Source organism: Bacteriovorax stolpii, from assembly GCF_002872415.1.
Lineage (GTDB): Bacteria > Bdellovibrionota > Bacteriovoracia > Bacteriovoracales > Bacteriovoracaceae > Bacteriovorax > Bacteriovorax stolpii.
This window is the reverse complement of the sequence record NZ_CP025704.1, coordinates 218,954-242,414: the sequence shown is the minus strand read 5'-3', so window position 1 is coordinate 242,414 and position 23,461 is coordinate 218,954. Positions and strand designations below refer to the sequence as shown.

At 40.9% G+C, this 23,461-nt stretch carries 23 protein-coding genes; 7 read left to right on the top strand and 16 right to left on the bottom strand.

From position 1 onward, the window contains the following. Window positions 1–15: 15 nt before the first annotated feature. The gene (locus C0V70_RS01105) at window positions 16–516 is read right to left on the bottom strand and encodes a QcrA and Rieske domain-containing protein (protein WP_102242023.1); all 501 of its coding nucleotides are present in this window, start codon (window positions 514–516) and stop codon (window positions 16–18) included. 118 nt (window positions 517–634) lie between these two features. Beyond that, on the bottom strand, window positions 635–1,525 hold the full coding sequence (locus tag C0V70_RS01100; RefSeq protein WP_102242022.1) for a HEAT repeat domain-containing protein: 891 nt from the start codon (window positions 1,523–1,525) through the stop codon (window positions 635–637). 136 nt (window positions 1,526–1,661) lie between these two features. On the opposite strand from C0V70_RS01100, the gene C0V70_RS01095 reads away from it, so the two are divergent. Then, window positions 1,662–2,207 (top strand): hypothetical protein, encoded by a 546-nt coding sequence (locus C0V70_RS01095; RefSeq protein WP_102242021.1) that lies wholly within the window; start codon window positions 1,662–1,664, stop codon window positions 2,205–2,207. Window positions 2,208–2,211: 4 nt separating this feature from the next. On the opposite strand, the gene C0V70_RS01090 is transcribed toward C0V70_RS01095, so the two are convergent. After that, window positions 2,212–3,513 (bottom strand): hypothetical protein, encoded by a 1,302-nt coding sequence (locus tag C0V70_RS01090; RefSeq protein ID WP_102242020.1) that lies wholly within the window; start codon window positions 3,511–3,513, stop codon window positions 2,212–2,214. Continuing rightward, entirely contained in the window at window positions 3,513–4,688 is a 1,176-nt protein-coding gene (locus C0V70_RS01085; RefSeq protein WP_102242019.1) for a thiolase family protein, read from the bottom strand. Before C0V70_RS01085 ends, C0V70_RS01090 begins: the two co-directional genes overlap by 1 nt. A gap of 90 nt (window positions 4,689–4,778) precedes the next feature. Here C0V70_RS01085 and C0V70_RS01080 point away from each other — a divergent pair, with 90 nt between their 5' ends. Beyond that, the gene (locus C0V70_RS01080) at window positions 4,779–5,198 is read left to right on the top strand and encodes a hypothetical protein (protein ID WP_102242018.1); all 420 of its coding nucleotides are present in this window, start codon (window positions 4,779–4,781) and stop codon (window positions 5,196–5,198) included. A 23-nt stretch (window positions 5,199–5,221) separates the two neighbouring features. After that, window positions 5,222–5,653, top strand: coding sequence for a FliG C-terminal domain-containing protein (locus C0V70_RS01075; protein WP_102242017.1), 432 nt, complete (start codon window positions 5,222–5,224; stop codon window positions 5,651–5,653). Here the strand turns inward: C0V70_RS01075 and C0V70_RS01070 are convergent. The 6 genes from C0V70_RS01070 to C0V70_RS01045 all read right to left on the bottom strand — a co-directional run bounded on the left by C0V70_RS01070 (window position 5,650) and on the right by C0V70_RS01045 (window position 12,012). Then, window positions 5,650–6,120 carry a Crp/Fnr family transcriptional regulator gene (locus tag C0V70_RS01070; RefSeq protein ID WP_102242016.1) on the bottom strand — a complete coding sequence of 157 codons (471 nt, stop codon included), beginning with the start codon at window positions 6,118–6,120 and terminating at the stop codon, window positions 5,650–5,652. The two genes, C0V70_RS01075 and C0V70_RS01070, sit on opposite strands and share 4 nt — an antisense overlap. Further along, window positions 6,098–7,018, bottom strand: a complete 921-nt coding sequence (locus tag C0V70_RS01065; RefSeq protein ID WP_102242015.1) for a Ppx/GppA phosphatase family protein — start codon at window positions 7,016–7,018, stop codon at window positions 6,098–6,100. Before C0V70_RS01065 ends, C0V70_RS01070 begins: the two co-directional genes overlap by 23 nt. Continuing rightward, on the bottom strand, window positions 7,015–8,061 hold the full coding sequence (gene mtnA / locus C0V70_RS01060; RefSeq protein ID WP_102242014.1) for an S-methyl-5-thioribose-1-phosphate isomerase: 1,047 nt from the start codon (window positions 8,059–8,061) through the stop codon (window positions 7,015–7,017). Before mtnA ends, C0V70_RS01065 begins: the two co-directional genes overlap by 4 nt. A gap of 9 nt (window positions 8,062–8,070) precedes the next feature. Beyond that, window positions 8,071–10,353: a hypothetical protein gene (locus tag C0V70_RS01055; RefSeq protein WP_102242013.1), complete on the bottom strand. Its 2,283-nt coding sequence runs from the start codon at window positions 10,351–10,353 to the stop codon at window positions 8,071–8,073. Continuing rightward, on the bottom strand, window positions 10,350–10,670 hold the full coding sequence (locus C0V70_RS01050) for a helix-turn-helix domain-containing protein (protein ID WP_102242012.1): 321 nt from the start codon (window positions 10,668–10,670) through the stop codon (window positions 10,350–10,352). The genes C0V70_RS01055 and C0V70_RS01050 overlap by 4 nt, the downstream gene beginning before the upstream one ends. Before the next feature lie 61 nt (window positions 10,671–10,731). Beyond that, entirely contained in the window at window positions 10,732–12,012 is a 1,281-nt protein-coding gene (locus tag C0V70_RS01045) for a chloride channel protein (RefSeq protein ID WP_208107761.1), read from the bottom strand. Window positions 12,013–12,087: 75 nt separating this feature from the next. Here C0V70_RS01045 and C0V70_RS01040 point away from each other — a divergent pair, with 75 nt between their 5' ends. Continuing rightward, a complete protein-coding gene (locus tag C0V70_RS01040) occupies window positions 12,088–13,056 on the top strand; it encodes a lysylphosphatidylglycerol synthase transmembrane domain-containing protein (protein ID WP_102242011.1) in 969 nt (322 codons plus the stop codon). On the opposite strand, the gene C0V70_RS01035 is transcribed toward C0V70_RS01040, so the two are convergent. From C0V70_RS01035 to glmU, 3 genes are all read right to left on the bottom strand, one after another. Continuing rightward, window positions 13,022–15,292, bottom strand: a complete 2,271-nt coding sequence (locus C0V70_RS01035) for an ATP-dependent helicase (RefSeq protein ID WP_102242010.1) — start codon at window positions 15,290–15,292, stop codon at window positions 13,022–13,024. The two genes, C0V70_RS01040 and C0V70_RS01035, sit on opposite strands and share 35 nt — an antisense overlap. 21 nt (window positions 15,293–15,313) lie before the next feature. Continuing rightward, window positions 15,314–17,140 carry a glutamine--fructose-6-phosphate transaminase (isomerizing) gene (glmS, locus tag C0V70_RS01030; RefSeq protein WP_102242009.1) on the bottom strand — a complete coding sequence of 609 codons (1,827 nt, stop codon included), beginning with the start codon at window positions 17,138–17,140 and terminating at the stop codon, window positions 15,314–15,316. A 96-nt stretch (window positions 17,141–17,236) separates the two neighbouring features. After that, window positions 17,237–18,637 carry a bifunctional UDP-N-acetylglucosamine diphosphorylase/glucosamine-1-phosphate N-acetyltransferase GlmU gene (glmU, locus tag C0V70_RS01025; protein ID WP_102242008.1) on the bottom strand — a complete coding sequence of 467 codons (1,401 nt, stop codon included), beginning with the start codon at window positions 18,635–18,637 and terminating at the stop codon, window positions 17,237–17,239. 197 nt (window positions 18,638–18,834) lie between these two features. On the opposite strand from glmU, the gene lon reads away from it, so the two are divergent. From lon to C0V70_RS01010, 3 genes are all read left to right on the top strand, one after another. Next, window positions 18,835–21,249 carry an endopeptidase La gene (gene lon / locus C0V70_RS01020; RefSeq protein ID WP_102242007.1) on the top strand — a complete coding sequence of 805 codons (2,415 nt, stop codon included), beginning with the start codon at window positions 18,835–18,837 and terminating at the stop codon, window positions 21,247–21,249. A gap of 121 nt (window positions 21,250–21,370) precedes the next feature. Continuing rightward, window positions 21,371–21,778 carry a response regulator gene (locus C0V70_RS01015; protein WP_102242006.1) on the top strand — a complete coding sequence of 136 codons (408 nt, stop codon included), beginning with the start codon at window positions 21,371–21,373 and terminating at the stop codon, window positions 21,776–21,778. Between the two features lie 9 nt (window positions 21,779–21,787). Further along, window positions 21,788–22,126: a hypothetical protein gene (locus C0V70_RS01010; protein WP_102242005.1), complete on the top strand. Its 339-nt coding sequence runs from the start codon at window positions 21,788–21,790 to the stop codon at window positions 22,124–22,126. 63 nt (window positions 22,127–22,189) lie between these two features. On the opposite strand, the gene C0V70_RS01005 is transcribed toward C0V70_RS01010, so the two are convergent. The 3 genes from C0V70_RS01005 to C0V70_RS00995 form a co-directional block, all read right to left on the bottom strand. Beyond that, window positions 22,190–22,375 carry a hypothetical protein gene (locus C0V70_RS01005; protein ID WP_102242004.1) on the bottom strand — a complete coding sequence of 62 codons (186 nt, stop codon included), beginning with the start codon at window positions 22,373–22,375 and terminating at the stop codon, window positions 22,190–22,192. 246 nt (window positions 22,376–22,621) lie between these two features. Continuing rightward, complete coding sequence (locus C0V70_RS01000; protein WP_102242003.1) at window positions 22,622–22,804, bottom strand: hypothetical protein; 183 nt, start codon at window positions 22,802–22,804, stop codon at window positions 22,622–22,624. 364 nt (window positions 22,805–23,168) lie between these two features. After that, complete coding sequence (locus C0V70_RS00995) at window positions 23,169–23,459, bottom strand: hypothetical protein (protein ID WP_102242002.1); 291 nt, start codon at window positions 23,457–23,459, stop codon at window positions 23,169–23,171. Window positions 23,460–23,461 lie beyond the last annotated feature (2 nt).

Here is a 23,461-nt window from a genome sequence, read left to right as displayed (position 1 = left end):
TAATTATTTTATTAATTACACTGTCAAGAAAGCATCTGGGTTATCCCACTCGCCTTTTTCAGCACGGAATACTTTTGTTTTATCAACCTTGATTTTTCCATCTGGTTGAAGAGAAATTTTGTATCTTTCAAGTGGGCGCGGAGCCGGTCCTTCAAAGTTTACACCTGACATGTAATAACCAGAACCGTGGCACGGACATTTGAATTTTAATTCAGCTGGAAGCCAAGTTGGAATACAACCAAGGTGAGTACAAATATTTGATAAAGCAACAAGTCTTCCATCTTGCTTAACCATCCACACACCAAATTGATTTTTAAATCTTTCATCAACTCCATTGGCAAAATCAGCTGGAACACCTGCCAAGAATTCCATCTCTGGATCGAAGTTTACGTTAGGGTATGAAAATCTAAAGGCCATACTTGCAAGTCCAGCACATGCAGCTGTGAACATGACCCATCCAACTGTGAGATAACTAAAAAACTCACGACGATTTAAACTCTGTTTTGTGTCACTCATGACCAAATTCCTCGTTATAGACGCAAATAAGCCGAAACCTCGATCAGACTTTTTCTTTGTCTTGGTTTCAGCTAAAGTTGTTAAAAAAATTCAATACTTAGATTATGCGAAGGATCGTCTATTTTTTCAATAGATTTAATACTTCTTTCGCCTTTGTCGCGATAGAAATATTCTCGTCCTTTTCAGCCGTCTCTAAAATAGTATTGTTTAAAATGTTCCAATTATATTTTTGTAGAGTGATTAAAACACTCAACTTTAAATCTGAAATTTGTTTTACATCTAGTGCCGGAGGTAAAACGCGCGCATCTTTTGGAGGATAAGGAAGTTTTAAAATTTCTTCCAAATGCTCTTTTGCCATTTCATCTTTGTAAGCGATTAACGCTGTCGCTGCAGCGTATCTAACAACAAGGCTTTCGTCGCGAAGAAGAACTCTAATGCCTTCTTGTGCTTCTGGAACCTGGTGAGTTGCAAGCGCTAGTGTCGCAGCTTGTCTTAGAATTGGTAATTCTGATTTAAGCATTGCTGTCACTTTTGTCCAATCAAAGGAAATCCCTTTAGGCATGTTGGCCAAGGCCACCACGGCATGAAACTTAACGTCAGTGTCGACGTCGTCTAATGCGATTTGCAGTGTCGGTAAAGCAAGGTCAGTACTTAACGCACCCAGTGCAGCAATAATGAACCCTCTTGTTCTTGGGTCCACTGAATCTTTATAGGCGACTGTTAGATTCTCAACCAGCCAAGGATAATCTTCGGCAGGAATCTGAGCACTGTTGATTTGTTTTGAAAGCTCGTAAGCCGCTACCCACTTGTTTCCAAAAGTCTTTGATTGAATTTCGTTTACTAAATCTTTGTACGATCTTTCAGCTGAAAGCATTTTCGTTACACCGAAAATGATAAGCGCGCCCACCAGAACGATAGCAATAGGAACCACAAGGCTTCCAACAAAGGGATTCTCAAGAATTTTCTTTTGAGTTTGAGGGGCTTTCGAATCAGTAGATCCAGTCGACATGTTTAGCACCAAAAGGCCTGAGCCTCATTTTTTTGTTACTTTTTATTTCTTAAAAACGTTGTTAATGATAAATAGCAAATCTACATTACCATGACAATTTATTTGAGCCTTTTCAAAGAGAAATAAGCGAGAAAATATGGCCTACCTACTTCGTACTTTAATCATCCTGATGGTCGTCAGTATTATCCTAACAGCACTACTTGCGTTAGGCCTTGTCCATATGCAGTTTTCGCACATTCAGCTGGCAATTCCGGCCTTTATTTACACTATTTTCGCCCAAGCATTCGTTATGTTTTACTTTATTGGCGTAGCTCGTCTAACAAATAATGTTTACGCTATCGTCTCAAGTGGAACTAACCTGAATGAGCTTTTTGATGAACCGCCGTCGGATCTTACTCCGTATATCGAAAAGACAAAAAAATTTGTTGAAGAAGCTGACCGCTCAAAAAGACAAACTATTCCTTGGACTATTCTAATGCTCATTTTAGGAATGATTGCTTTCTTGCTTGGCGGTGCTCATGACACAGGTCTAGTACAAAAGACGACTCACTCTGGTGTTGTCCTTGGATTCTTTGTGGCAATGATGATCGGCTTTTTTAGACAGTGGTACTATCTTGGAAAATCGCACATTCTTCTTCGCAAGCTCAAAGGCCTGTACATGATGAATGATGCTCAAATGTAAAAAGCTAGATACTCTTTACCATGATAAAGACGCGCGTCTTTCCCGGAACATTCTTTACGTTCGAAGTGTTACTTTCAAAAAGTTTTGATTGATTCACTTTCATCGCTTCACTCATAAAATCTTTGAAGCTATTGCGAGGGATATAAATGTTGTAGTAGACACCACCAGGTACATCGTTACCTGGTTTCGAGTCACCTACTGGACTTCCTTCGTATTTTTTAACCAGTTCGTTTAGTTGATCACGAGTCGCATAAGTATTGGTTGATGTCATCATCAAGCGATAAATTTTTGTCGTCCCACCAGTTGTTTCACGGTAGCCGTTCGGGTTTTCAGCGTCACCTTCGTATTGAGAAGCTTCTTTATCTGCTTTGTTTAAATCGCGTGGAATATTTTCAAACGATGTCAGTGTTACTTCCGATTCTTCCTCATACTTTTCCGGGTCGAAAAATTCGTTGATGTCATCGCTCTTTGAAATGTCTTTAATGCCATCGAAGTCTAATTTAAATTCTTTAACTGGTTTTTTCTCAAGACCTTTAAAAACACCACTCTTATTCAGCCACGTGAACTGCGGCTCATAAATGCTGACTCGATTGGCGAGATGTTTTTCATACCAGATATTTCCCTGGCGAACTCCGTAAATTGTCAGTGTAAAAAGTAAAAGCAAAATACTGATATCTTGAACCACACGTACTTGCTTTAAGAAGCTCGAGCGCTCTTTAATTTTGGAAAGATCAAAACCTTTTGTTCCAAAATCTGCCTTCATGCGTTTCTGGAAAATCCCCCACTCATCAAAAAGTGTAACTTCCATTGAAGGCATGATTTCATCTTCACGCGATCCGCTTTCCGGGCGATCAATGTTGATATCTTTTTTTATTTTTTCAAATGAAGTTTGCAAATTTGGACTTAGGACATTCCCCACCTGAAAGACTTCACTGAAGTATTGATCGAGATGAGGGTACTCATCTAAAAGATAATTTCTTAAGATGGTTGCAACCAGTGATGGACTTAATTCTGACTCGTGAGCAATTTCACCCACTGTCTTATTTTTAAAAAGAAAAATGTAACTTAGAAATTTATCCCTTAGCCACAAGAACCATGAAGAAAGAGAGCCAATTTTAACTTGTGAATAGGCATAGTCAAAACGCACGATGAGACTTTTCACCGAAAGGTTCTCTTCGAAGAAAACGTCCCAGAAAGCTTCAAATTCTTTTTTAAATCTTCCTTGCCACGTCAATCCATCAAGGTTGAGGTTCAACCATTTTCTGAATTCCTGGTAATCGTTATGAGTTAAAACCAATTCGTTCATTAAACTCTCTTAAGTAAGACGGCAATCCCCTGTCCGCCCCCGATACACGCTGAAGCGATACCGTACGTTTTTTTATAGTGGGCCAGTTGGCGGGCGAGTGTGTGAGCAATGCGCACACCAGAAGCCGCCAATGGGTGACCTAGGGCCACAGCTCCACCCCATAGATTAATTTTTTCGTGTGGAATGTCCACATCTTTCATACATGAAAGTGCTTGTCCGGCGAAAGCTTCGTTGATTTCGAAAAGATCAATATCAGAAAGCTTCATATTTGTTTTTGCTAAAAGACCTTTAATCGCAGGGCTTGGTCCAATTCCCATAATTTTTGGATCAACGCCAATGACAAATCCATCAACGATTTCAGCAAGTGGAGTGAGTCCTTCTTTTTTAACAAAAGATTCACTCGCTACAATCACAGCTGCAGCACCATCAACAATTCCTGAAGCTGAAGCAGCAGTGACAACTCCATCAGTTTTAAATGTTGGCCTTAACGATTTCATTTCATCCAATGAAGCATCATCCCTTAAGTGTTCGTCTCTATCACAAGAACCTTTTTTTAATGGGAAAGGAGCGATCTCTCCTTGAAGCAGGCCATCTTTATAGGCTTGTGTTGCACGTGCATGAGAATTGTATGAGAAAGTATCACACTGCTCTCTTGTCACTTGAAATTTTTCTGCCAGGTTTTCTGCCGTAATCCCCATTGGAGTTTGGGCGTATTGATCAGTCAGTGCATCTAAGAGCATATCGACTGTTTTTAGTGATCCGTATTTTGTCCCGAAACGAGAACCATATACAAGGTGAGGAACCATCGACATATTTTCTGTTCCAGCAGCCAGCACACAACTTGCTTCACCTAACTTGATAAGACGAGCGGCACTTAAAATGGCCTCGATACCCGATCCACAAAGTCTATTGACGACAAGACCTGGAGTTTCTTGCCTACACCCTACTTTCAGGGCCAGGTGGCGACCGCCATACATTGTGTCTGTTGAAGAAGAAACAACACTTCCTAAAATAACCTGATCAATTTTTGCCGGGTCTAATTTGATTTCAGAAATCAGAGCTTTAGATGCATGCACTGCCAGATCTACAGGGGTTACGTCCTTTAAAGAGCCACCAAATTTACCAAAAGGAGTACGTTTCCCTTGTACTAAGTAGATCTTTTCCTGAGCGGACATATTTGCCTCCTACATTTCTAAATTTAGACTTCGTATCATAATGTTAAGACGTACTTAAATTCTTAGCAAAGAATTAAAAGAAGGGAACATATGTCCAGTATAAATGATCTTAAAGCTCAAAAATATGTAGAGGCCGAAAGCAAGCGCTACGAGAGTGAGCTTAAGCAAATGAAGACTGAAAACGAACGCACTTACACTTCAGAGTCGAAGCAAAAAGAACTGGAGTTAAAGAAGATGCGTGATGACTATGACACTCGCATCAGCAACCTGAAAAATGAACAGGAAAGAAAGTTGGGAGAGATTCGTCAAAAGCACACAAGAGGAATGGCAGAAGAGCAAACTCGCCTGAAACAGGAACTGGAAAATCTAAAAAAGGTTCACGGTGATCAGGTAGAAGAAATTAAAATCAGCCAGCAAAATGAACTAACAGAAATCAATGAATCTCATCAGCGCACTCTGGATAACGCCAGAGAGAAGTTTATGAGAGAAAATTCAAAGTGGAAAACATAAGGTCGTAGGTCGTGGGAGAATTAATGGAAAACAATAACAATAGCGCTAGTGGTGTATTTATTAACGGAAAAGCTCAAATCATTGAGATGCTCCAGCATATGCCAAGAGAAGAGCGTGCAAAGCTTCTAAAGAACCTGAAAATCAGAAACCCACAACTGGCAGAAGAGCTGACTGAACAATGTTTTACATTTTCTGATCTGGACAATCTTTCAGATACAGAACTTTCTATGATCTTTAACTACATCACCGCCCCTATTCTAGGGATGGCCTTGAAAAATATCGAACGCTCATTCCAAAGAAGACTTCTCTCTCTGGCAAACCGCGAGTATGCCGAAGAAGCTTTCCGCGTATTGAAAACTCCTTACTCTACTGAGAAAAGAGACATCAAAAGAGCTCAAAATAAAATTATTGAAGTATTAGTGTCGCTTAAAAAGAGAAAACAAGTTCAGTTCTAGCCCTGAGAGTTAAAATCAGCTAGCGCTTGAATGTATTTCTTTTCTTCGTCCTTAGACATAACAAGGCGTGGGTCTTTTTCCGTCGCTAAATTATGCTCTTCGATCATGTCCTGCGTGTGTTTTAGACGCTCGCATAAGGTCTCAAAGATTTCAGGAATCCATGATGGTGAGCTATTGATCACTGAGAGAACATCTTTTTGATCGACTAAAACTAGCTCTACGTCTGTTTTAGCAATCGCTGTCAGTTCGTTTGGTTTATTCGTTAAGATGGCCACTTCGTTTAAGATATCGCGCTCTCCACACAATTGAATCGCACTTAAGTTCTGGCCTTTGAACTTAATGAGTCTCACTTCACCTCTTTTAACCAGGTAAAGATATTTTGAAGGTTTTCCTTGAGCAAAAATCACAGTGCCCGCTTTAAAAAGAATAGGTGCGTCTGTTCCCTTACCTGCCGATAAATTGCTCATCAATTCCTCCAGAAATCACAGTTCCGTAACGAAGACCACGTGTCGATACTTCCATTGTATCAATATTTAATTTCTTGCCAATAAGCTCGACAACCTTTGACCCACCGGCCACCATCGGCGCTCTTTTACCCAGGAAAGGAAAAAGCAGCAGAAGATTTTCAACTGTCGTATTCTGCAGATCACGCGAGAAATCTTGGAATGACTTAAAAGCGATTTTCATGCCTTCAATCTTTTTGTCTTCATACACGCGCTGACCCAAATACATTGAAGCAAGGGCCGTCATACTTCCGGCCACACACACTAATGTGTCAGTGTGGTAGTGGCTTAAATCCGGGCTTAAGATCTCTCCCATTCGCTGGTCAAATTCGCCTTTTTTCTTCCAGTCTGTCGCTCTTACAGAGCCGACAGGAAGACTGATAGTTTCAACAATCTTAAATGGGTTTAGCTGGATTTGAATCAACTCTGTTGAAGCTCCACCAACATCCATAACCACGATTTTCTCGCGCTCTTTGCTAAAAGAAGAAACCACACCTAAGGCGGTGTAATAGGCTTCACCTTCAGAGCTTATAATTTGCACTGAAAAACCTAGTTCCTCTTTGATCTTTTGATAAAATTCGCGTGAGTTCGTCGCCACACGACTGGCCTCTGTCGCCGTCATGATGGTGTCTTTGACTGGAAAGTTGATTTTCTCCAGGAGTTTTTTATACTCGCTTAAAGCCTCATATGTCGCTTTCATTGAATCGGGATGAAATTTTTTCGTCACATCCAGGTCTTTTCCCAGTGATGTGATAAAAGATTCATTTAAAATTTCGCGAGTAATAGTCCCGTTTTTTTCATCAATTTCTGCAGCTAAAAGAAGCACAGAATTTGATCCGATATCAATACTAGCTCTTATCATTTTTGACCTGCTACATTCCTTACGTTTTCTGGTGTCACTGGATTGATGGCACCATTTTCACAAAGGATGGCCGTAATGCACGAGTGATCAGTAACGTCGAAGCTCGGGTTTAGGGCCTTGGCTTCAGGGTGAGCGATATGCGCTCCTTTAAATTTTAAAATCTCATTCGGGTCGCGAAGTTCGATTTCAATTTGATCTCCCGTTTTCATCTCAAGATCGAATGAACTTACAGGTGCCACGATAAAAAATGGAATGCCGTAGTGTTTAGCGATAATGCTTAGGCTCGACGTCCCTACTTTATTGGCCGTGTCTCCATTTTCAACGATGCGGTCAGCCCCAGCGAAAATAGCGTCTACCATTTTATTTTTCATCAAGTACGAAGCGGCCCCTTCAACTACGATTTCGTGATTGATGCCTTCTTTGATAAGTTCAAAACTCGTAAGTCTTGATCCTTGAAGGTATGGTCTCGTTTCAGAAGCAAATACATGTTTTACTTTCTTTTGCTGGTTGAGGTGAACAATGACACCCAGGGCAGTTCCTAAAACTCCGCACGCAAGCGTTCCAGTATTACAAATCGTCATCACGTTAAGTGGACGATCACCGTAAATTTTCTGCAACTCCACTTCAGCAAACTTGGCCATCGCCAGGTTTTTTTCATAAAGGTTATTCATTTCAGCTAAAGCGTGGTCAACCAGTTTTGGGTAAAGAGCAGATAAGTGAGTTTCACTTCTTGCCATTTCTACACAACGGTCTATTTCGTAGGCCAGGTTAACAGCTGTTGGGCGTGCACTCTTTAAGTACTCTGCCGCTTGTTCAAATTGAGGCAGAACAACTTTCGGATTGTTCTTTAGGAATAGGGCCAATCCCCAAATTCCGGTAAAACCAATAAGAGGAGCTCCTCTAACCACCATGTCTTGGATGGCGCGGAAGCAGTCTTCAATTGTTTTAGCTGTCATATAGACTTCTTCTAGAGGAAGAACTCTTTGGTCCAGGAGTTTTAAAACTCCGTTTTCATATTTTAGTGGCTCTACTACGTTTTTCATTTCTCTCTCTTATTTTTTCTTAAATAGACCGTTTAGAAGTCCTTTTACCTGTTCACGAGCTTTCTCAGGAACAACTTTATCAATATTCTTATCAATCACTTTTTGAGCAGCTTCTACACCTTTTGTTTTAAGGGCCGACTTCGCAACACGAGAAACTGTAAATTGAATTTCTGGCTTCATCGCAAACCCCGGTCCACTTACGCGAACTGGAAGCTCTTTTGATCCCAGGTTCTTTTGCAGAACTTCACCAATTTTTCCATTCTCTGTCATGTAGACATCCATACTTGAGTTTTGTGAGCCAGGCAGAGGATAAATTGATCCACTTCCCTTTAGTTCGACTTTTTTGTTCAATCCAATAAAGTTGAATGAAGAGATTGTGTAGTTGTCTTGCTTAAAGCGACCTTTCATTGTCATCGTTTCAAAGTTTCCATCAAGCTTAACTTGCTTGTCCTGGACCTGATCTTTAACGACAGGGATGCTTCCTAAGATTGGGTTGATGTACTCAGAGATATTAAGTTTTTTAATTTCTCCATTTCTTGCGTTTACATCAAGATTCACATCATAAGTAGGGGCCTTGGCCGCTTTGTAAATCGTAGCACTTCCATTTACACTCCCACTGAAAGTTCCGGAGAAGTTTTCAATGAATGGCGGAAGGAAAGGCTTAAATGATGACAGGTTTAAATCTGTAATCCCTAGAGCAAATGTCGACTCGCTAGATTTCACTCCAAGCTTCATTGTTTGAGTCAGTTTTCCAGATCCTTTTGAGAACTTGAAAGTCATTCCATCAATCGCAATCGCTTGTGAACTTACAACAATCTTTCCTTTTCCAGAGAAATCTTCTCCACCCACGCTGATATTAGACCATGCTACGTTTACGTTGGCCGGTGGAAGTCCTGGAGCAGGTTTGCCTTCTGCTGCTGCTTTAGCACGTGCCTTCTCTGCTTCTGCTTCAGCTTTAGCCACCTCAGCTGGATCTTTTTTACTCCACAGTTTTGCCTGAATTAATTTTTCAGGAATCTTCATTCTCGAAGCCGTTACTTTAATATCAAACGGCTTTAGTGCTTTTAGGTCAAACTTCTGGTTAGGATCGAACTCTCCGTTGATGATTGTTTCAACTAAACCACTCAGCACATCAGTCTTTACATTGATGGCGATGTCTTTTTGTTTGAAAGACCCATTAACAGTTGTTGTCGCAACAATTCCTTCTTTTGAATAACCAATTCCTGGAGAAATCTGGAATCCCAGGTCGGCATCAATTTTCTTATCTTCTGTATAAATGACCCCGCCTTTCGCTGTTAATTTAGCCTTTGAAAGGTCGATTGCATGGTCAAGGCCCATAATAAGACCAATATCTTTTAGAATGATATCTACATTGATATTTGAAATCTCAATCTGCTTAGTCATTTTAAAATCAGCTGCGATTTTATTTTGTGTTTCAAAAGATGTTTGAACATTACCCGAAATCTCTCCGTCTTTTTTTAGAAGAAGGTTTAGGTTTGTTGTAATTTCTGGAAACTTCCACTCAAGACCGGTTTTAGCGATGTTATTGACTTTAACAAGAACCATTGAGCTCACTGAACCGTTTTTTACCAGGTCAGCAATGTTGATTTCTCCAATGGCAATCGTGCTGAACGAAACCACTGATTGATCTGCCATAACGAATTTTGCATCCGAAGCAATTTCAAAAGCAGTTGAAGATTCGAAGTTTAATCCTTTTACTAAAAAGCGAGAGATCCCAACTTGCCCGCTTGAGTTGCTTCTTAAGGCGTACTTCACGGCTACATCAGTTAACTTAACGTTGATCTTGCTCTTTCCGAAAATACCAATCGCTTTTTCTTGTGCTGCCGCTTGCTCTTCTGGAGTCTTTTGTTCTTTTGTTTCTTCCTTCTTCTCACCCATTGCATAAGTCCAGTTATTTCCAACCGGGAACTCTGCATAGTTCATTAAGGGCTTATCCATTTGGATCTCAATCACTCCACCGTTAGTCAGGATGGCCCAAAGTGGAACTTTTACAATCAGTTCATCTACTGCCATCATTTCAACTGGCGCACCTTCAGGATTTTTAGTGTTAAGAGAGAACTTGTGAAGTTCGACTTTAAAGTTTAAACCCCAACTGATCTTCACGCTTTCAAGAGAAGTCGTGGCGTTCGGGAAAACCTTCCCGGTTTGTTCGATGGCGATCTTTCTAATTTCTTCCGGGTTTAATTTTGTCGAAGCGTAATACACGACTCCGCCAACCAGAACTAAAAAGACAGCGACGATAATTCCAATAATTTTTAATTTACGGTTCACAGGTCCCTCGTTGGTCTATAATCACGTTTAATATTCTTTTTTGTTTGTTTCTTTTCGAGTTTGTAAGCGATGGCCAGAAGCTCTCTCAACGGTTCAATCATAGGGTGAGCTTCATTGAAACTATAAAGTCTCGAACGCCCTACTACACGTGAAAGCAAAAAGCCTGCTTCTTCAAATCTCTCTAATTGTTTTTTGATCGGATCAAGAGCGGTCTCATACATTTGAGCAATGGCCGACGCGTGCAACTCTTCGTTTGCATAAAGCGCAAGCATAACTTTTTCTGCAGATTTGTTACCGAGTAATCCTTCCAGCATCATGCAAACGATTATCGACTAAAGAGAAGTCTATATCAACTAGATTTTAGTTGAATCAAAATGCTCAAATATTCTTCTCAACACGTGCGCGCTGCGAATGATAGATGCCACTTTTCCCTGAGAATAAATAACTCGCAACAACAGCTAGAGCTGCGTAGACACCAATGCCTGGGCCAAAGAGTTCAAATGCAAGAATGACACCCGCAATCGGAGTATTAGCAGCACCTGCGAAGACTGAAACGAACCCAAGGGCAGCAAGAATTGGGTAATCAAGAGGAAGAATATATGAAAGAGAATTTCCTAATGTCGCCCCAATGTAAAACAGAGACATCACTTCTCCACCTTTAAAACCTGACCCAACTGAAATGGCCGTCATAAAGGTTTTTCCCAAAAAATCCCATGGGTACATATGCTGAGTAAAACTTGCGCGAATCACTTCTTCACCTAAACTATGATAACGATCAGAGCCAATAGCAAAGTAGGCAACTACAAGTAGCACTCCTCCAACAACCGGGTGAAACAAATTATTGGAAATTTTTTCTTTAAGGAGGTCTTTCACCGCGTGAAGCGTCCAGCTAAAAAATTTGGCTGCGTAACCAAAAATAACACCAGCAACAACTGCACTTAAAATTCCTGGAATAGAAACTTGTGGGATATCCATAAAGAAATAATGTGGATGAGTCACACCTAAGAGAATTGCAGTGTAATAGCCGGAGATGGCCGCAATCAAACAAGGAAGTAAAGCATCGTAAATCATCGTTCCAATAAAAAGAACTTCAAATCCAAAAATGGCTCCGGCAATAGGAGTTCCAAAAATTGAAGAGAAACCAGCACTCATCCCCATCATTAAAATGAGTCTGCGATTTTTAAAAAACCGGTCGAGATATTTAGCAAACTGGTCACTGATTCCACCACCCATTTGCACAGCTGCACCTTCACGTCCAACTGAAGCTCCGAAGAGATGGGAGATTACCCCGCCTGCAAAGATCATTGGCACCATTCGAAAAGGGATAGTCTTTTTTGGTTCATGAATTTCATCGATAATAAGGTTGTTGCCCTTCTCAACTTCGCTTCCATATTTTTTATAGAACCAAGCAACCAGAAAACCAATCAAAGGCAGAAACACGATAATCCAAGAATGAGAACGGCGAAACGAGATGGCCCAATCAATAGAGTGAAGAAAAAGTGTTGAGGACACGCCGGCCAAGGCTCCAATAACCGCACCAAGTGAGCACCAAACCACCATTTTTTTAAGCATCGAGGGTTCAAAGGCATCGAGGTTTTTTAAGTGTTTTAAATCTTTCATGTTGTTGATTTCACTGGCTAAAAATCGTATTGTTGCCATACTAAACCCATTACTCCCTCGTGTAAAGTTTACAGCGAGAAGGCCATTTCCAGGGTTTTTCCCTATAGTACGCTCATGAGTGAACAAACGCGAAAGCTCTACCATTCTTCGCTGCTACTTTTATCACTGGTCCTTCTTTTGGGCCTAGGGCTTTATATTCAAAAAAACAGTTCTGTCTTTGTTTATCTCAAATCTCTTCGCCCTGATTATATTCTTTTGCTTTTAGCCATGCATGCACTGGATTTTTACTTAGTAGGAATTATCCAAAAGCTTCCACTCTCTAAACACAATATCACTTTAAAATTTAAAGAATGGTACGGTCTTTGTGTGACAGCTGAACTTTTCAACATGCTTCTTCCGGCAAAAGGTGGAACAGGCATTCGCATGTTGTATTTAAAAGACAATAAGGGACTGGCCATCAGAGAGTTTCTCTCAATGAGTTTTGCCGTTGTCATGATCGGTTTTACTTTTTTAGGCTCAGTCGGACTTTTATACTGTCACTTCTTCTTAAAAAAGAATCAGGCCATGTCGGTGCTTTTGGAATCAGTGTTTCTTGCTCTCGCAGTCTCTGGTGTAGCACTGCTCTTTTTCACTGAAACAGTTGGAAAAATCTTTAAGTTTAAACGCCGTTATTCACCTAAACTCTACTTAAAAGACTATAAGCTTACAGCTCTTACGACTCTCGCGTGGATTGGTGTTTTTCTTCTCTACCCAATCAAAGTTTACCTGGCCTTCACGGCCATTGGGATTGAAATCAATTTCATAGATAGTTTTGAAATCAGCATGATCCTTTTAATCATCTCCCTGTTTCAGGTACTTCCTGGAAACATGGGAGTTAAAGAAATCGTGACTGCTTATATTGGAAAACAATATGGAATTGAATTTGAAGCAGCACTACTGGCAAGTCTTATCGACCGCGTGATCATGCTGCTGTTTTTATTTCCAATGGGATTTTACTTCTACTGGCAGCTCTTCTTGGAAGCGAGCCTGCCAAAAGCGTTTAGAGTTATTAAGCTAAAACAATCGGCGCAAACTTCACCATAAACTTCTTGCGATTTCCATCAGTGAATTTAATCTGCACTTTCTCTTCGGCCCCAGCTCCTTCAGAACTCTCCACTAATCCTGCACCATAAAGAGAGTGAACCACTTTCGACCCTTTAGGGAATTTTGGCTGGTGATATGTTTTTGGAGGTTGAGCTGCCGTTTCTTTAACCTGATAAACCACTTCATCGCTGTCGTAATACGACTCTTGAGATTGATCGTAAGGATCGTAGTTTCCGCCTGAGAATGAATTATCGTAGCGGTCTTCCTGATGCCCTTTGAGTTTCTTCCAGCTGTAGAGTTTTTCCGGGATCTCATCAATAAAACGCGAAGGCCCGTTAAACTTCACTTGCCCAAAAAGCATGCGCCCCTGAGCGAAAGTGATATATAGCTTAATCATCGCACGAGTCATCGCTACGTAAAAAAGCCTGCGCTCTTCTTCCATGGCAATCTCACCGCTATCCACACTTCTATAACTTGGGAAAACATTTTCTTCCGCTCCCACAACAAAAGCATGAGTAAACTCTAGCCCCTTGGCTCCGTGAACAGTCATAAGAGAGATTTCGCCATCAACGGCCCTAGCTCCCTCATCAAACTCAGTATTCGAATCCAAAGTAATGGTTTCCAAAAAACCAGAAAGAGTTGGCACTTCGGCCGAATCTTCAAACTGGGTGATGGCGTTTAATAATTCGTCTAAGTTTTCCAGACGGGCCAGGGTTTCATAATCTTTGTTGGCCTTTAAGAAAGCGTAGTAACCAGACTCATGAAGAGCTTTCTCATAAATAGTCGAAGGCTTCACTTTATTTTGGTCTAAAACGCGAAGCTCATTAATTAATGTTACAAACTCTGAAAGCGAAGACTTAATCTTTGCTGAGAGTTTAATATGGGCAAACTCGCCGGCGTGATCGACGATTTTTTCGATGATGTCCCAAAGTGAAGTGTTGCTGTTAACAGCTTCCACTTCAAGTTTACGCAGCGATGTCGCTCCCACTCCTCTTGCCGGGACGTTAATGATGCGGCTTAGAGCGAGAGAGTCTTTTGAGTTAATGATCAAACGAAGATAAGAAAGCATATCTTTGATTTCTTTTCTTTCGTAGAACTTCACACCACCGACAACGCGGTAATTGATTTTTGATTTTCTTAGAGCGTCTTCAATCTGGCGGGCCTGGGCATTTGAGCGGTAGAAAACCGCCATCTCTTTATAAGGCACCCCTGCGCGGTAAAGTTTTGCTGATTCATTGGCAATAAACTCAGCCTCGTCTTTATCGTTGAAACACTCGACGATTTCAATGGCATCCCCTTCCGGGTTGTCCGTCCACATGTGCTTGCCTTTTCTCATGGTGTTTTTTTCAATTACACATGAGGCAGCTTCAATGATGGTTTTACTTGAACGGTAGTTTTGCTCTAGTTTTAAAACTTTTACATCCGGCCAGACTTTTTCGAAATCCAGGATGTTTCTGATGTCAGCGCCACGCCAAGAATAGATCGACTGGTCTTCATCCCCTACCACGCATATATTTCTGCGTTTTCCACAAAGCATTTTGATAAGCTCAAACTGCGCGCGGTTGGTGTCTTGATACTCATCTACTAAAACGTAAACAAAACGATTCTGGTAGCGGCTTAAGACATCAGGGAATTTTTCAAAGAGCTGAATCACGGCCGTGATGAGTCCACCGAAATCCAGAGCGTTTGCACGGTGAAGTTCCGATTCATATTCTTCGAAGTAGCCAAAGAATTCATCCGATGGTTCAGCTCCGCCTCCATCCTGCATCACTCGACCCGGGTAATAACCGTTGTTTTTAAGCGAATCAATATAAGTCAGAATGTCATATGGATTGATCTCTTTAGTCGAGATCCCACGGCGCTCTAAAAGCGATTTAGCAATCGCCTTTGATTCACCTTCATCATAGATCGTAAAATTGCGGGAAAGGCCCAGGTAATTGGCCTCTGATCTTAAAAGCTTGGCACAAAAAGCATGGAAAGTTGTGATCTGTAGAGCGCCCACATCCATCGACACTTCATGGGCGATACGCTCGCGCATTTCACGGGCTGCTTTATTGGAAAACGTAAGCGCTAAGAGTTGGTGGGCGCTTACATTCTTTTCTTCTAATAAGTATGAGATTCGGGTGACAAGGGTTTTGGTTTTTCCAGAACCTGCACCGGCCAGGATCATAACCGGGCCGTCTGTGTTTAAGACGGCCTGTTTTTGAACGGGATTTAGACTATCTAGTTTTATCATCCCATAAAAGTATCATAGGAATTATTCAACCGTCACTGACTTAGCCAGGTTTCTTGGCTTATCAATATCCGTTCCTTTGAATTTCGCCATGTAGTAAGCAAGAAGTTGGTTCACCACGTTTACGTAAAGTGGTGATAATTCTTCCAGACCATCAAAATCAAGAGGTATATAAAAATCGCTTAGTCCCATTAGCTCTTCATTGCCACGAGGTCCAATTCCTACAATGATTCCTTTTCTCGCCTTAATTTCGTGAACGTTCGAAACAGTTTTTTCGAATAATTCAGGTCCAACAAGAGCGATGTTTACCATTTCTTCATCGATAAGAGCGATTGGTCCGTGTTTTAACTCTCCAGCTGCGTATCCTTCAGCGTGAACGTAAGCAATTTCTTTTAGCTTCAGTGCACCTTCAAGAGCGATTGGGAAGTAAGCTCCGCGACCTGTGTAGAAGAATCCTTTTTTGTTATAGATTGATTCTGCTACTGACTTGATTTCATCTGATTTTAAAAGAAGTTTATCAATTCTTTCTGCAAGAAGAGCAAACTTACCGGTAAGTTTTACTTTTTTCCCTTCGTCTTTTAAGTCTCCGGCCATTGCCGCTGACATTAAACGACCAGTAAGAGCTTGTTGCGTGAAAGCTTTAGTTGAAGCTACACCAATTTCAACTCCTGCACGGATAAGAAGATTGTCATCGCAGTCTCTGTAAAGAGTTGAACCATCAACGTTAACAATCGACATCGTTTTTACGCCGGCCTTCTTACAGATTGATTGAGCTGCAAGTGTATCTGCTGTTTCTCCTGATTGAGAAACGAAGATCCCTACATCACCTTTTTTAAGGATTGGGTTTTTATAACGGAATTCACTCGCTAGTTCCACAGTTGAAGGGATTCTGTTGATTCCTTCAAGGAAGTCGCGAATCACAAGGCCAGCATAAGCAGCTGTTCCACAAGCAGAAAGATAAATTCTCTCTGGGTTATAGGCCGCTACTTTTTCTAGTGACTCTTTTCCTTCTCCAGCAAAGTAATACTGAGTCAGGTTTCTGATTAGACCTGGTTGCTCATGAATTTCTTTTAGCATGAAGTGTTCATATTCACCCTTTTCAGAAACTTCAACCGACATGTCTTGTTTCTTAGAAAGGTATCTTGTCGTTTTAGTCAGGTCTAGTTCATAGAAGTTGGCGATGTTTTTGTTTTCCCCTGAAAGGTGAACAAGAACTTCGTCTTCCGGGAAGTAGAGAGTGTGCACCATTCCAGCAAGAGCGTATGGATCTGAAGAAACTAGCGCTTCAGATGTCACTTCGTTTACACCGCAAACTAGAGGGGCACCTCTTTTGACTGCAAAAATTTCCCCTGTTTTTGGATAAAGAATAACGAAAGCAGAGTTACCAACAACGCGTTTGAAAGAAGTCGCAATCGCTTCCTTAATCGGCACGTCTTGTTTTAGGTAATATGTCACTAGCTCAAGGAATGATTCAGAGTCGGTTTCTGATTTGAACTTCACTCCGTGTCCTGCCAGCTCTCTTTTAATTTCATTAGCGTTTTCAACAATTCCGTTGTGGATGATTGAAAGAACTTCGTTATTGTGTGGATGAGCGTTTACATCCGTTACACCACCGTGAGTGGCCCAACGAGTGTGACCGATACATGCGCGAGCGATTGTATCTTTGCCAACCAACTCAGCTTTTAAGTTATCAAGCTTTCCGGCCTTTTTATAAAATTGCATTTTATTGTTTTGATCAATAAAGCTTACACCTGCTGAATCGTATCCACGATATTCAAGGCGCTTTAATCCTTCGATAACGATCTCAACAGATTTTTGAGAAGGTCCAAAATAACCGACAATTCCACACATAGGTATACCTCTTAAGAGTGATTTTTAAGCTGGATAAGAATAGCACTAATTCATTGAATTGTGTTTAAGGTTTTTACAGTATTACCTTTTTACACGCTACTTCTTTTCTTTGACTTTAATGAATCTTTTGGCCATGCCCTCTTTGGTCGACTGCTGGCCGCGCGAAATCGCAAAAGACCCATCCGGCATATTCTTGGTTACAGTTGTCGCTGAAGCTACGAAGCATTCATCCCCAATCTCAACCGGAGCTACCGTCTGTGAATCCGATCCAATGAAGCAGTTTTTCCCGATTCTTGTTATATGTTTGTTGGCCCCATCATAGTTACAGGTAATGAAACCACATCCAATGTTGGTCTCTTCCCCGATGAAGGCATCCCCGACGTAACTCAGGTGGGAAACCTTAACGCCGCGATCAAGTACTGCTTTTTTAATTTCTACGAAATTTCCGATTTTTGCTTCCGGCCCGATATCTGAGCCCGGTCTTAGGCGGGCGAACGGTCCAGCATGTGCCTTCGTATGTAGCTTGGCATCCTCAAGGAGTGTGTAGGCCAGAACCTTAGCGTTGTCCGCTACTTCAGAGTCTCTGATTTGCGCCCCCATTTCAATCACAACATTTTTCCCGATTTTGGTTTTACCGGTAATATATGTATTCGGGTACACCACTGTCCCCGCACCGATTTCTACTTCGTCATCAATATAAGTGTGGTTTGAATCAATAAAGCGCACACCTCCTTCACGAAGATCAGCAATTTTTTGTTTTCTTAAGACAGTCTCAACAAACTCCAACTGCTCCAGGTTGTTGACACCTAAAAAGATATGTCCCTGAGGAAAACAAAGCGCCTTTACATTAAAGCCGTCTTTAAAAACATCTGTCAGGTAGAATTCGCCTGACTTATTATTCGAATCTACATTTTTTAGGTGCTCAAGAACATAAGATGTCTTTAGAAGGTAGAGTCCAGAGTTTACTTCCGTGATTTTTCTTTGCTCATCCGTTGCATCTTTTTCTTCTACTATGTGAAAGCCTTTTGTCCCTCTGATGATACGCCCGTATCCCTTGGGATTTGACTCTGTAAAAGTAGCCGCTACGCCATCGCATCCCTCTTGTTTGAGAAGCTCTAACATTTGGGTTAATTCTTTTTCAGAGACTACTGGAGTGTCAGCACAAATGACCAGAGTGTAATCAAACTGGTGTGTATTAGAAGAGGAATTAAAATACGCGCGAAGAGCATCGGCCGTACCCAATTGTCTCTCTTGAACTGCGAATTTTACTTCTGGATAACGAGATGAAATGTAGCTTTGAACTAACTCTTTCTGGTGACCAATCACAGCTGTCTGAGTACCAGTTAAATTATTCCGACTAAAAAACTTTTGTAATTCGCGAATGGGAAAATCCACAAGTTTTTTATCTAAACATGGCGCTAGTGGCTTTGGTGCATCTAATTTCAAACGCTTTCCTTCGCCTGCTGCAAGAATAACTGCCCCTACGGTCATTTTCATTCGTATCTCCCTATATAACCACTCAAGTATTTCGTCTATTTTTCATTTAATACAATGATAATCGCTCTCAAGTATAACCAAAAAAAATGAATAAATATTCACAAAATCTTAAAATATTTTAAAGAGTTTATTCCATATCCCGATTTGGATAACTGAATGCAAATGATTTTGCAGATAGGCCAATTTGGAGGATATGTATGGTAACTAATTATGAGGGTGACAACATCGAACTAAAAGATCATCTCCCTCTCCTGCCGATTAGAGACATCGTAGTATACCCATTTATGATACTACCGTTTTTCGTTGGAAGAGAATCTTCAATTCAGGCCGTTGACCACGCGCTGACAAAGACTGACCGATTAATTCTTCTTTCAAGTCAAAAAGACATGAAAGCGGAAGCACCTGCTCCTGATGAAATTTACGAAGTGGGAACAATCGCGATGATCATGAGAATGAGAAAGCTTCCTGACGGAAGAATCAAAATTCTTGTTCAAGGTCTTTCGAAGGCCCGCATCACAGCATTCACTCAAGAAGCTCCTTACTTCATGTGTAAACTGATGAAGGTTGAAGATGTAAAACTTGAGGAAAACAATGTTGCCGCCAACGCTCTTATGAGAAACATCCGCGAGCAACTAGAAAAAGTTATCAATATGGGGAAAGTGCTTTCTCCAGACATCCTGATGATCCTTGAAGACATCAAAGACCCAGGAAGACTTGCAGATCTTGTTGCTTCAAACCTGAACCTTCATGTGGCAGAAGCGCAAACAATCCTTGAGATCCTTGATCCGATGGAAAGACTGCACAGAATCAACGACATCTTGGCACGCGAGCTGGAAATCCTGGCAATGCAAAACAAGATCAAGTCGACAGCAAAAGAAGAAATCACTAAGAACCAAAAAGAATACTTCCTTAGAGAGCAGATCAAAGCTATCAAGTCTGAACTTGGTGACGAGGCTCAGAAAGAAGGAGATGATGAGTTTGCTGAAATCAGAAACAAGATCGCAAAAGCGAAAATGCCTGAAGAAGCAGAAAAAGAATCGCTTAAGCAGATTGCTCGTCTGGAAAAAATGCACCCAGATTCATCAGAGGCTTCTATCCTTAGAAGTTACCTGGAGTGGATGTGCGATCTTCCATGGTCTAAGACTAGTGAAGAGAAGATTGACCTGGATGCAGCTCTAGAGATCTTAAACGAAGACCACTTCGATCTATTTAAAGTAAAAGAAAGAATTTTAGAATACCTTGCCGTTAGACAGCTAAAGGGACCAGGAATGAAAGGACCTATCCTTTGTTTCTCTGGACCTCCAGGTGTAGGTAAAACATCTCTTGGTAAATCTATCGCTAAAGCATGTGGACGCGAGTTCGTGCGCATCTCTCTTGGTGGTGTAAAAGATGAAGCCGAAATCCGTGGACACAGAAGAACTTACGTCGGCGCAATGCCAGGACGTTTCGTTCAGGCCATGAAACAAGCAAAAACAAACAACCCGGTTATCCTTCTTGATGAGATCGATAAACTAGGTGGAGATTTCAAAGGTGACCCATCTGCGGCACTTCTTGAAGTTCTTGATCCGGAACAAAACATGAACTTCCGCGATCACTACCTAAACGTAGCTTTTGACCTTTCAAATGTTATGTTCATTGCCACGTCTAACTTCTTAGAGCAGATCCCTGCTCCATTAAGAGACCGTATGGAGATCATCAATCTTTCTGGATATACACAGGAAGAAAAAGTGGCCATCTCGAAAAAGTACATCATTCCTAAACAAATGGATGAAAACGGAATCACTGACGAGCACATCAACTTTACAGATGAAGGTGTGGCAAGTGTTATCAAGGGATACACATCAGAAGCCGGTCTTCGTAACCTTGAAAGAAAAATCGGAGCGATCTGTAGAAAAGTAGCAATGAAAATTGCTAAAGGTGAAGCTGAGCAAACTCACATCATGAGTGAGACAGTCTTCAAGCTTCTTGGACCTCCTGTCTTTACAAAAGACGATGAAAAAGAAACAGATGAAATCGGAGTTTCGACAGGTCTTGCCTGGACAGCTCACGGTGGTGAAGTTCTTTACATCGAAACAACTAAGATGAAAGGAAGAGGTTTAACTCTTACAGGTCAGCTTGGTGACGTAATGAAAGAATCTGCTCAAGCAGCTATCGGATATATCAGAAGCCAGGCCTTTGAACTTGGAATTGAAGACGATATTTTCGAAAAGAACGAACTGCACATCCACCTTCCGGCAGGAGCTACTCCGAAGGATGGTCCAAGTGCAGGGATCACGCTGGCAACAGCTATCGTTTCACTACTAACGGGTACACCGGTAAGTAAGGACGTGGCGATGACTGGAGAGATCACACTTACAGGTAAAGTTCTTCCAATCGGCGGTCTGAAAGAAAAAGCACTGGCTGCAATGAGAATGAACGTTAAGACCATCATCATTCCATGGAAAAACAAAAAAGACCTGGAAGACATCCCGGCCGAATACAGAGAAAAACTGAACTTCGTACCAGTTAAGTCATTCGATGAAGTTCTGGACGTTGCCCTGGTGGGATGGAAAGAAAAGAAAAAGAAAAAAGTGTATTCAAGAAAAGAAACTCTGCCGCCTGCAGCAGCCTAGTTTCCGACAAATTTAGTATGACTAAAAAGAGAAACCAACAGTATTGTTGGTTTTTCTTTTTTTAGATCACCCTTTTGCGATATCATAAACATAGAAGAAACATTTAATTTTGGATCATTCTATGAAACCACCTCGCAATCATGACAAGCTCAAAATCCTTATTGTGGACGACTCCGACTTCAATCGCAAGAATATGGTCGAGATTCTGACCTACGAAGGATTCAACGTTATCGGGCAGGCAGGATCTGCGGAAGAGGCCATCCAGATTGCCCACTCTGCAAAACCTAACCTGATTTTTATCGATATCGTTATGCCAGAGATCTCTGGTCTCGAACTGACAAAACATCTTCAGGAAAAAAGCTCAGGGGAAAGATTCATTATTATGATGTCTTCTCTGAACATTGAAAGCATCGTTATTGAATCGATCTCAAACGGTGCCAGTGATTTCCTGCAAAAGCCATTTGAAAGAGACGACCTGATTAAGGCCGTTGAAAAAGTTGAACGCCTGGTTGAAAAAGATAATAGATAAGGGACTATCATGTTTATCATTCGTTTTATTTTTTATTTCACTCTAAGTTTTGCCATTATGTGCATTCCGATTGGCGGAGGAAGACAAGTTTTCGACAAGCTCTACAGCATGGTAACTCCCTATGCCCGCGATGCTGCCAAGGTCACAAAACAGAAGTTTTCATCTACTAAGAGATATTCAAAAAAGCTCTACTCTAACTCTGAACCTTCACTGGAAGAAGACCAGGTAAAGTCTAAAATGGCCGCGGTCAAAAAGAAGAAGTCGATCATCAAAGAAAATGGACCAGCTGATGATACGTACAGTGATGAAGAACAAGAAAGATTAAGACGCGCTTTGAGCGATGAATAAAAAAGAAAGGCCCACTATTCAGTGGGCCCCTCTTTATATCTATATCAATAATGTCTTTTAAAATTATTTTGAAATTGTCTTGATAGCTTCTTTTTTCGCTTCTTCTGTAGAAGTGTCTACTACAACTTTTGCATCTCTCTTATTAGATTGGTTAGAGTAGATACATTCACCTTTTTTGTCTTCACCAACTTCACCTGACATTGCTCTTAAAGAAAAGAAAAGTAGAGATGAGATAATTAGTGCTTTCATATAATTCCCCTTTTTGGTTTTTTAAGCTTTCTTACTTTGGTAGTTGCACTAACAATGCCAACTTTGTGCTCTTGATCTTTTGATGAGTTAGAAGAAATTGCTCAGCTATTTTCGTCCAAACTTTAGACAGGCATGGAAAATATTTACACAGTTTTTTGTTATTTCAGGGCATTAAAAAACCCCGCATTCGCGGGGTTCTTAAAAAGGAGTGTGAGAAAAATGTATGCAGAAATTAAGTCTTAAAATCTATTTTGAAACGGCCTTTGATTCTGGTTTCTTATCTTCTGAAGAAGTGGCCACTACTTCTTTTGCATCTCTCTTATTAGATTGGTTAGAGTAGATACATTCACCTTTTTTATCTTCTCCAACTTCAGCTGAAAAAGCGTTAAGTGAAACTATAGTAAGAGATAGGATGATTAGTGCTTTCATAAAATTCCCCTGGTTTTGTTTGTATTTTAATTTGCAGGCTCCATGCCAAGTTTTGGCATCTGCAATATTCAAAACTTAGGAATTTCCCTCTGAAAAAGTGTTTAAACTTTAAACAGCAGTGTGTGAAAGATATACATATATTGATTAAAGACGCTATTTGACCTTTATAGAGGGATTACCTCTTCATCAGCATAATTTGATGGGATAAAACATACAGGCCTTATAAGAGGCCCTGGAAGACGTCAGAAGTGATTAATTGTAGAAAGTGCCCATGAGAAAGGCAGGGATTATGAAAACCGCCTGCTAACCAGGCGGTCCATTTTTAAATTATCTAAGTGTATGTCGAAGAGAGGAAAAACAGCGACTATTTTGTTGTACCAGTCGTTCCTGTAGTACCGTCTTTTCCTGAAGCAGCATCAGTTTTAGAAACATTTAAACTTGAGTTGTTGTTTTCAAGACAGTTTGTTGCTACTGAAGTTTCCTGAAGCATACATTTTACTTTGTTGCTTTCATTGAAAACAAACTTCTGTCCTTCTTTTGAAATTCCGTCGCACTCTTGTTTTGTCTTACACTCTGCCGGTGATGATGATGAACATGCACCAAAAGCTGTTCCTGTAAGTACTGTAGACATCGCGATCACTAATAAAAATTTCATAC

Bases quoted from the DNA above. Each gene is read 5' to 3' on its own strand.
- C0V70_RS01000 (WP_102242003.1), bottom strand. From the start codon at position 22,804: ATGAAAGCACTAATCATCCTATCTCTTACTATAGTTTCACTTAACGCT.
- C0V70_RS01095 (WP_102242021.1), top strand. From the start codon at position 1,662: ATGGCCTACCTACTTCGTACTTTAATCATCCTGATGGTCGTCAGTATT.
- glmU (WP_102242008.1), bottom strand. From the start codon at position 18,637: ATGAAAATGACCGTAGGGGCAGTTATTCTTGCAGCAGGCGAAGGAAAG.
- C0V70_RS01075 (WP_102242017.1), top strand. From the start codon at position 5,222: ATGGAAAACAATAACAATAGCGCTAGTGGTGTATTTATTAACGGAAAA.
- C0V70_RS01100 (WP_102242022.1), bottom strand. From the start codon at position 1,525: ATGTCGACTGGATCTACTGATTCGAAAGCCCCTCAAACTCAAAAGAAA.
- C0V70_RS01050 (WP_102242012.1), bottom strand. From the start codon at position 10,670: ATGATGCTGGAAGGATTACTCGGTAACAAATCTGCAGAAAAAGTTATG.
- C0V70_RS01080 (WP_102242018.1), top strand. From the start codon at position 4,779: ATGTCCAGTATAAATGATCTTAAAGCTCAAAAATATGTAGAGGCCGAA.
- C0V70_RS01105 (WP_102242023.1), bottom strand. From the start codon at position 516: ATGAGTGACACAAAACAGAGTTTAAATCGTCGTGAGTTTTTTAGTTAT.
- C0V70_RS01065 (WP_102242015.1), bottom strand. From the start codon at position 7,018: ATGATAAGAGCTAGTATTGATATCGGATCAAATTCTGTGCTTCTTTTA.
- C0V70_RS00995 (WP_102242002.1), bottom strand. From the start codon at position 23,459: ATGAAATTTTTATTAGTGATCGCGATGTCTACAGTACTTACAGGAACA.
- C0V70_RS01015 (WP_102242006.1), top strand. From the start codon at position 21,371: ATGAAACCACCTCGCAATCATGACAAGCTCAAAATCCTTATTGTGGAC.
- C0V70_RS01090 (WP_102242020.1), bottom strand. From the start codon at position 3,513: ATGAACGAATTGGTTTTAACTCATAACGATTACCAGGAATTCAGAAAA.
- C0V70_RS01010 (WP_102242005.1), top strand. From the start codon at position 21,788: ATGTTTATCATTCGTTTTATTTTTTATTTCACTCTAAGTTTTGCCATT.
- C0V70_RS01070 (WP_102242016.1), bottom strand. From the start codon at position 6,120: ATGAGCAATTTATCGGCAGGTAAGGGAACAGACGCACCTATTCTTTTT.
- C0V70_RS01035 (WP_102242010.1), bottom strand. From the start codon at position 15,292: ATGATAAAACTAGATAGTCTAAATCCCGTTCAAAAACAGGCCGTCTTA.
- C0V70_RS01045 (WP_208107761.1), bottom strand. From the start codon at position 12,012: ATGGCAACAATACGATTTTTAGCCAGTGAAATCAACAACATGAAAGAT.
- glmS (WP_102242009.1), bottom strand. From the start codon at position 17,140: ATGTGTGGAATTGTCGGTTATTTTGGACCTTCTCAAAAATCTGTTGAG.
- C0V70_RS01040 (WP_102242011.1), top strand. From the start codon at position 12,088: ATGAGTGAACAAACGCGAAAGCTCTACCATTCTTCGCTGCTACTTTTA.
- lon (WP_102242007.1), top strand. From the start codon at position 18,835: ATGGTAACTAATTATGAGGGTGACAACATCGAACTAAAAGATCATCTC.
- C0V70_RS01085 (WP_102242019.1), bottom strand. From the start codon at position 4,688: ATGTCCGCTCAGGAAAAGATCTACTTAGTACAAGGGAAACGTACTCCT.
- mtnA (WP_102242014.1), bottom strand. From the start codon at position 8,061: ATGAAAAACGTAGTAGAGCCACTAAAATATGAAAACGGAGTTTTAAAA.
- C0V70_RS01005 (WP_102242004.1), bottom strand. From the start codon at position 22,375: ATGAAAGCACTAATTATCTCATCTCTACTTTTCTTTTCTTTAAGAGCA.